Source organism: Kordia sp. (assembly GCF_045105435.1).
Lineage (GTDB): Bacteria > Bacteroidota > Bacteroidia > Flavobacteriales > Flavobacteriaceae > Kordia.
Map to the genome: position 1 here is coordinate 1 of NZ_JBGCDL010000344.1, position 8287 is coordinate 8287.

At 33.3% G+C, this 8287-nt stretch carries 9 protein-coding genes; 8 read left to right on the forward strand and 1 reads right to left on the reverse strand.

Features of this window, described 5'->3' with window-relative positions; all coding sequences use genetic code 11:
- From AB8B65_RS17495 to AB8B65_RS17530, 8 genes are all read left to right on the forward strand, one after another.
- Positions 1–472 (forward strand): hypothetical protein (locus AB8B65_RS17495; protein WP_405302574.1); only part of this gene is annotated, 472 nt, incomplete at its 5' end.
- A 498-nt stretch (positions 473–970) separates the two neighbouring features.
- Entirely contained in the window at positions 971–1786 is an 816-nt protein-coding gene (locus tag AB8B65_RS17500; protein ID WP_405302575.1) for a class I SAM-dependent methyltransferase, read from the forward strand.
- A 3-nt stretch (positions 1787–1789) separates the two neighbouring features.
- Positions 1790–1948 carry a hypothetical protein gene (locus tag AB8B65_RS17505; protein WP_405302576.1) on the forward strand — a complete coding sequence of 53 codons (159 nt, stop codon included), beginning with the start codon at positions 1790–1792 and terminating at the stop codon, positions 1946–1948.
- Positions 1941–2069, forward strand: a complete 129-nt coding sequence (locus AB8B65_RS17510) for a hypothetical protein (protein WP_405302577.1) — start codon at positions 1941–1943, stop codon at positions 2067–2069. The genes AB8B65_RS17505 and AB8B65_RS17510 overlap by 8 nt, the downstream gene beginning before the upstream one ends.
- Positions 2070–2253: 184 nt before the next feature.
- On the forward strand, positions 2254–2829 hold the full coding sequence (locus tag AB8B65_RS17515; RefSeq protein WP_405302578.1) for a cob(I)yrinic acid a,c-diamide adenosyltransferase: 576 nt from the start codon (positions 2254–2256) through the stop codon (positions 2827–2829).
- Between the two features lie 119 nt (positions 2830–2948).
- Positions 2949–3170, forward strand: a complete 222-nt coding sequence (locus AB8B65_RS17520; protein ID WP_405302582.1) for a DUF2795 domain-containing protein — start codon at positions 2949–2951, stop codon at positions 3168–3170.
- Positions 3171–3244: 74 nt separating this feature from the next.
- Positions 3245–6616, forward strand: coding sequence for a preprotein translocase subunit SecA (gene secA / locus AB8B65_RS17525; RefSeq protein ID WP_405302579.1), 3372 nt, complete (start codon positions 3245–3247; stop codon positions 6614–6616).
- 175 nt (positions 6617–6791) lie between these two features.
- A complete protein-coding gene (locus AB8B65_RS17530) occupies positions 6792–7607 on the forward strand; it encodes a hypothetical protein (RefSeq protein WP_405302580.1) in 816 nt (271 codons plus the stop codon).
- 226 nt (positions 7608–7833) lie between these two features.
- Here the strand turns inward: AB8B65_RS17530 and AB8B65_RS17535 are convergent, their stop codons facing one another.
- Positions 7834–8172: a hypothetical protein gene (locus tag AB8B65_RS17535; protein ID WP_405302581.1), complete on the reverse strand. Its 339-nt coding sequence runs from the start codon at positions 8170–8172 to the stop codon at positions 7834–7836.
- Positions 8173–8287 lie beyond the last annotated feature (115 nt).

The window sequence follows — 8287 nt, forward strand, 5'->3', positions numbered from 1 at the left end:
AATCAAAATGAATAAAATTGAAGAAATTGCAAATAATTATGTTGAATCATTTGGAGAAGTTCTCCCTGGTTTTAAATATGGTTTTGCCAATTTAAAAGAGTTTACATCAAAATACTATTTTGACTTTGTGTTTAAGCAAATGAATGGAAAAATTCCGAAAGAACCGCCAATTGCAGGTGGATCTTGTGGGTTTACTATTGAGAAAAAAACTCTTAAAATTAAAAACTTGACTTATTTCGAACTTGGAATGTTAGAAAGCAATGAGAAAGAATTAAATGAGATTTACGATAAAATTAAAAACATAAAAGAAAATAAATCATCTCTGAGTTGGTTAAAATCTAAATTCGAATTGAGTTCAAAACAATTGTTAGAGATTAAAAAAACTATAGAAAATACCGAATTTGAAAAAGAAACTGTACTTGAACAACTGAACCGAATAATAAAAACTACAACCAATAACACACACAATTAACTGACTGGTTCTATAATACTCACAAAATATTCTCGGATTTTCTATTCGGTTGTTACTTGCTAAATTACGTGCACAAAAATGTAATGAAATCATTCACAAACACATTAACTATACTGAAAATAAATATTAATAAGTTATTTCTTTACCAACCCCAAAATTTCAAAAGTCGAACCTTTTAATTGAGGACTTGAAAGCTATTAACTTATTTATAAAAGAACATTCTACACTACTGAATATATCTTAAAATTTAACAAAGAAAACAATACTACTAAAGAAACAGATTTCCGCGTCGCTATGCTTCTCGCAACGACGTATCCAATATGTCTAAAATCTAGCAGTGTAGCAATCTTGATTCTAACAGCGAAAGCGGTCTAACAATCCAAGAGCGAAGCGAGTCTAGAAGCATCAGCACATCTACAAACCAAATTTCCACAAAATACTATAATTTAAACACATTTTTCGTTACTTTGCATTTGTCCCAATGAAAACCCTATTAAAGTGAGTGATACACGTTTACAAGAAGTATTAGAAACCAACAAAAAGCAAAAGGAGTTCTACAATGTAAAAAAGAAGAATGCCGCAACGAAGCTTTGGTCTTTTATGCGTAATAAATTGTTGTCTGATTTTCGAAAAGAATTGCAAATTAACGAGCAAGTGTATGAAAAACATAGAACTTGGCTTGGCGATTTGTCTGATAAGAAAGTCCTAGATTTAGGCTGTTATGCAGGAAATCACCTGAGTTTGTATTTAGCCGAAAATGCAAAAAGCTATTTAGGAGTTGATTTGAGCGATAAAGCTATCGGACAGTTAAACGAACGATTAAAAGACTTTCCAAACGCAAAAGCGGAAGCGATCGATTTTTTATCACCCGAATTTACAGAAACTGACTTTGATGTCATTTACGCGTATGGCGTATTGCATCATTTTGAAAGTTTGGATTTATTATTTGGCAAACTCAAAGAAAAACTAGCAGACGACGGAAAACTGATTTCCTATGATCCGCTAAAAACAAGCTTGCCATTGCGTATCATTCGTGGTATATACCGACCTTTTCAATCGGATGCTGATTGGGAATGGCCATTTACAAAGAAAACCGTACAACGCTTTCACAATGAATTTAAAGTGGTAGAACGCAGAGCTATTTTAGGAAGTTCCAAATGGGCTTTTTTCCTGAATTTACTTCCGATGAGTTCGACTAAAAAAATGAATTACATCAAAAAATTGCATAAAAAAGACTGGGAACAATCGCAAACAAGCGATCGCCACCTATATAAATGTATGCATTTAACGATGTTGATGGAACAAAACAGCTAACAAATGAGTACAGAATTAATTGTTATTGTCGTTATTGTAGGTGTTTTAGGACCTTTATTGATTATAAACACGCGAAAAAATAAAAAGCAAAACAACAGTCGTAAAGATCGTGGATTTATGACGGATTATTTGGATAAAAAAAAGAATCAAAAAGATGATTAATTGGTTGTCTCCCGTTGCAATAAGTATTGGTTTTTTCTTTGTGTATTTATCGAATCAAAAAATAGGAAAGAAAATTACTGATTATTACACGAAAAAGAAAAAGGACGATAGAGACATCTAAATATATAATTGACCGTAAACGTAACAAAAACGAAAAAAAGTTGACTGATGACACGAACAAAAAAGTTATAAAAGATGAACGTTAGAATAATTTTAATTGGTATTGTTGTCTTTGCTGTTCTTTATGTGTATGCATACCAGCGATCAAAGAAGCGCTAAACCAACTATCAAAAAATAAGAAAAAGATGAAAATTTATACGAAGACAGGAGACAAAGGAACTACTGCTCTATTTGGCGGTACACGCGTTCCAAAACATCACATTCGGATTGATAGTTATGGAACTGTTGATGAACTCAACTCATATATTGGATTAATCCGCGATCAAGAAATCAATTCGCATTACCAAAATGTATTGATGGAAATTCAAGATTTACTATTCACTGTTGGAGCCGTTTTAGCGACAGATCCTGAAAAGGCAACTTTAAAGAATGGAAAAGATCGTTTGAATATTCCTAGAATCTCAGAAGCAAACATCGCCGTTTTAGAAAGAGAAATGGACACTATGAATGACGCATTGCCACCAATGACGCATTTTGTGTTGCCTGGCGGACACCAAACCGTGTCATTCTGTCACATTGCGCGTTGCGTTTGCAGACGATCAGAACGCTTAGCATCAGCACTTTACGAATTAGAACCGTTTGACGAACATACTTTAAAATACTTAAACCGACTTTCTGACTACCTTTTTGTATTGGCACGAAAATTGTCGTTTGACTTACAAGCGAACGAAATAAAATGGATTCCAAAAAAGAATTCGTAAGTCGCTAATAATTAGACGAATAAAAAACGTTCTTAAAAATAATGTGTAAATAATGATTTTTTTACTTGACTTTTTCATTTAAAAATTTATTTTTGCAAAAATTAATATATCTAAAGAATATGTATTGGACATTAGAACTAGCATCTCATTTAAGTGATGCGCCTTGGCCAGCTACAAAAGACGAGTTGATCGATTACGCAATTAGAACCGGAGCTCCATTAGAAGTTGTAGAAAACTTGCAATCAATCGAAGATGAAGGAGATTCTTACGAATCTATTGAAGAAATTTGGCCTGATTACCCTACAGAGGACGATTACCTCTGGAACGAAGATGAATATTAAAACAAATTTAAGCAAGGAAAAAAGTCTCCATTAATGAGGCTTTTTTTTTGGTTTAATATAAAACCACATACACCATGAGTTTTTTAAATTCTGTGTTGAAAATGTTTGTTGGAGATAAATCCAAGAAAGACATTAAAATCATCCAACCTATTGTTACTAAAATTAAGGAACAAGAGCAGCATTTGTCAAAATTGTCGCTTGACGAGTTGAGAGCAAAAACAACACAATTTAAGTCGCGCATTGCTGAAGCGTGCAAAGAAGTAAACGATAAAATTACGGCATTACAGGAAGAAGCTGATAGCATTTCAGATATTGAGCGTAAAGAAGATATTTATCAAGAAATTGATAAATTAAGAGATGAAGAATACAACATTTCTGAAAATACGCTATTTGAAATTTTACCAGAAGCCTATGCCGTTGTAAAAGAAACAGCAAAACGTTTTACCAATAACACTGAATTACATGTAACAGCAACTCCGTATGACAGAGAATTGTCTGGAATGCATGATTATGTAGCGTTAGATGGTGATAACGCAATTTGGCAAAACTCTTGGGATGCTGCTGGAAAACAAGTTACTTGGGACATGATTCACTACGACGTTCAGTTAGTTGGTGGTATTACTATGCATCAAGGAAAAATTGCCGAAATGCAAACAGGAGAAGGAAAAACCTTAGTGGCAACACTTTCTGTATACTTAAATGCGTTACCAGGAAAAGGTGTGCACTTAGTAACTGTAAATGATTACTTAGCTAAACGTGATAGCGCGTGGATGGCTCCTATTTTCCAGTTTCATGGATTAACGATTGATTGTATTGATTACCATCAACCAAATTCGGAAGCAAGAAGAAAAGCCTATTTAGCTGATATTACCTATGGAACAAATAATGAATTTGGTTTTGATTACTTGCGTGATAATATGTCGCATTCACCAAATGATTTAGTACAACGTCCACACAACTACGCTATTGTCGATGAGGTCGATTCTGTATTAGTCGATGATGCACGTACGCCATTGATTATTTCAGGACCAATTCCGCAAGGAGATTTACACGAATTCAATGAGTTAAAACCAAAAATATCTGACATCGTTGGAAAACAACGTCAGTATTTAACTGGTGTTTTAGCAGAAGCGAAAAAATTGATAAAAGATGGTGAAACCAAAGAAGGTGGATTCTTATTATTAAGAGTTTTCAGAGGTTTGCCAAAAAATAAAGCATTAATCAAGTTCTTAAGTCAAGAAGGAATTAAACAATTACTTCAAAAAACAGAGAACTTTTACATGCAAGACAACAATCGCGAAATGCACAAAGTTGATGCAGAATTATTATTCGTGATTGAAGAAAAAAACAATCAAATTGATTTAACAGACAAAGGAATTGAGTATTTATCTGGCGGAAGCAACGATGAAAATTTCTTTGTAATGCCTGATATTGGTGGAGAAATCGCCAAAATTGAAGCTCAAGAACTTGACAAAGACAAAGAAGTTGAACTAAAAGAACAATTATTCAGCGAGTTTCAAGTAAAAAGTGAACGTATTCACACTTTAAGTCAGTTATTAAAAGCCTACACACTTTTTGAAAATGATGTTGAGTATGTAGTGATGGACAATAAGGTGAAAATTGTAGATGAGCAAACCGGTCGTATTATGGATGGACGTCGTTATTCGGACGGATTACACCAAGCGATTGAAGCAAAAGAAAATGTAAAAATTGAAGATGCTACACAAACGTTTGCTACGGTAACTTTACAAAACTACTTTAGAATGTACCGTAAACTATCTGGAATGACAGGTACGGCGATTACAGAAGCAGGTGAATTATGGGAAATCTATAAACTGGATGTTATTGAAATTCCAACTAACAGACCCATTGCACGTAAGGATAAAGAAGATTTAATCTACAAAACGAAACGTGAAAAATACAATGCTATTATTGATGAGGTAACTGAATTGTCGAAACAAGGAAGACCTATATTAATTGGTACAACTTCGGTAGAAATTTCAGAATTATTAGGAAGAATGCTTTCTATCCGAAAAGTGCCACACAATGTATTGAATGCAAAATTACACCAACGAGAAGCAGATATTGTTGCTGAAGCTGGGCAACCAGGACAGGTTACCATTGCAACAAACATGGCAGGTCGTGGTACGGATATTAAGTTGAGCGACGAAGTAAAAGCTGCTGGTGGTTTGGCAATTATTGGTACAGAACGTCACGATTCGCGTCGTGTAGATAGACAATTACGTGGTCGTGCTGGTCGTCAAGGAGATCCAGGAAGTTCACAATTTTATGTGTCTTTAGAAGATAACCTAATGCGTTTATTTGGTTCTGACCGAGTTGCGAAGATGATGGACAGAATGGGATTAAAAGAAGGTGAAGTAATTCAGCATTCTATGATGACAAAATCTATTAAACGTGCGCATAAAAAAGTAGAAGAAAATAACTTCGGAATTCGTAAGCGTTTGTTAGAATATGATGATGTAATGAATGCGCAACGTGAAGTAGTGTACAAACGTCGTCGTCACGCATTACATGGAGAGCGTTTAAAGGTTGATATTTCGAATATGGTATACGATACTGTCGAAATCATTACGCAAAGTAATAAAGCCGCTAATGACTTTAAAAACTTTGAATTTGAGTTAATTCGTTATTTTGCTTTACCTGAAAGTCCTATTTCAGAAGAACAATTTTCTTCAATGACCGAAGAAGAAATTCTTGGAAAAGCATATACCGCTGTTTTTAGCAACTATAATGCTAAGATGGAACTGAATGCCGAAATGGTATATCCAGTAATCCAGAATGTATATGAAAACCCTGAAAATAAGTACGAGCGCATTGTTGTGAAGTTTACTGATGGAACGAAAGAATTAAACGTTATCAGTGACTTAAAAGAAGCATACGAATCGAAAGGAAAGCAAATGGTGAATGATTTTGAGAAAAACATTTCATTAGCGATTATTGATGATGCTTGGAAAACGCATTTGCGTAAGATGGATGAGTTAAAGCAATCGGTTCAGTTAGCTGTTCACGAACAAAAAGATCCATTATTGATCTATAAATTCGAAGCTTTCAAATTATTTGAACAAGTAATTGATAAAGTAAATCGTGAAATTTTATCATTCTTGTTTAAAGGTGAATTAGCTGATAATAATCCGGATCGTGTACGTGAAGCGCGTGAACAAAAACGTAAAAAGGACAACTATACAACTTCTAAAGAAGAAGTATTAAACAGTGATGAAAGAGAAGCTGTGCAGCGTGCTGCTATGCAACAATCGCAAGGACAACGTCCGCAAGTGACAGAAACTATTGTTCGCGATAAGCCGAAAATTAATCGCAACGATCGTGTGACTATCAAAAACGTAATGACTGGCGAAAACAAAACTGTAAAATATAAACAAGCAGAACCGTTGATTAGCAAAGGACAATGGGTTTTGGTTGAAGAATAAATTTCTAATTATTTTAGAACACATAAAAAACTCTCATGGAAACGTGAGAGTTTTTTTGTTTGTTGATGAATCCATATTCAAAATCTTTTCAGCAACTTTGACATTGTATTAGAATATTGTAATTTTAAATATCCATAAACATTCAAAAATAACGTGTAAACAACTCACAACAGCTTTGACAAAAAACATCTTTATCGTCTTATTTTTAGCGAATTTCTATGCAATAAAAGCGCAAGATCAAGAACCAAATTTCTACAATGAAATGGCTGATAAATGCTTTCCCAAAGATTTCTATACCGTGAAAAATGGACATCCAAGCACTATTGTATTTTATGATACCATTCAACGTGTAAATTCTGAAAAGTGGACTGAACGCACCAACTACACCTTCAAAAAGAATACTGAAATTCTTGTGAAGAAATTTAAAAATGATTCTCTCATTAAAGATGAAAAATACCATCTTGATTCCAAAGGTAGGATTGTAAAATATGTAGGTGACTGGAAACATCGCAAGGGAGAATGGTTCAACAAAAAACTTAAATTTTCTTATGAGAAGAACAAAAAAATAATTGAACAGTTAAATACGCTTGACCAAACTACCGAAAGATGTGAAGTGCATTACAATCGCTTTAAAGATCCAACACGTATTGAAACTACGATTGTAGGATCAGATCATTTTAAACTAGAAGATCTAAAATATGACTACATAAATGGAACTTACATTCATTTAAAAACTGACTCTTATGGTAATCCGACACATAAAGAATCGGGTGTTTTTAATGTAGACTATGTCATAGAAAAAAATGAGTTTGACGATATTACTAAAATGTATTGGATCACTTCAAATAAAAAGAAAAAAATAATATATCACATTGATTATGAATATGATATCTCTGGAAATTGGATTAAAAAAATCACATCACGTACCGAAAATGGAGTTTCTAAAAAGATAGTTTCTAAAGCATACAGAACAATTACTTATAAAAACTGATTGTATAAAAACCCTCGGATCATTAAAGCAAATTCATATTAAGATAACTTGTTGTGCATTTTGAATCCATGCGTATAACGAAACGTCAGTTCGAGTGATTTTGAGGTACGAAAAATAGTATCGAGAACATTTTTGGTATGAAAAATCCTATTCTCGATACAAATTTCACTCATTTTCAATCGTAAAATTCACTCGAATTGACGAATTTTATCAAAATGCACAACGGTTAAGATAAGTTATTAAAATTCCGATCCAATAATCTTTTTATCATCTTAATTTGAATCAAAACAAAGACCAATAAAAAGAAGAAACAATACGCGTATGTAACTGGAATGTCTATTTTGGATTCGTATTTTTCAATCATTAAGCTCGATAAATTCCAATCGCCAAAAATGGAAAATCCAAGTGAAAAACGCGTTAATACAAAAGAAAAAACAATAAATAAAGCACCAATAATAAGCCAACCAACTTTGGTAATTAGTGGCTTATATACCTTTTCAGGAATTTTTTCATTCGCAACTTCTGCCATTACATTGGCTAAAAAATCTGTAGAAGGTGTAGCCAATCCAGCTTCCTGAAAAACGTCTTTAGTAAACTGATTTAATTTTTTATTTTCTTCCTCCCTGATTCAAATATATAGGTTCTACGACATTTTTTAAAATATGAAACAGTTTTTTTCG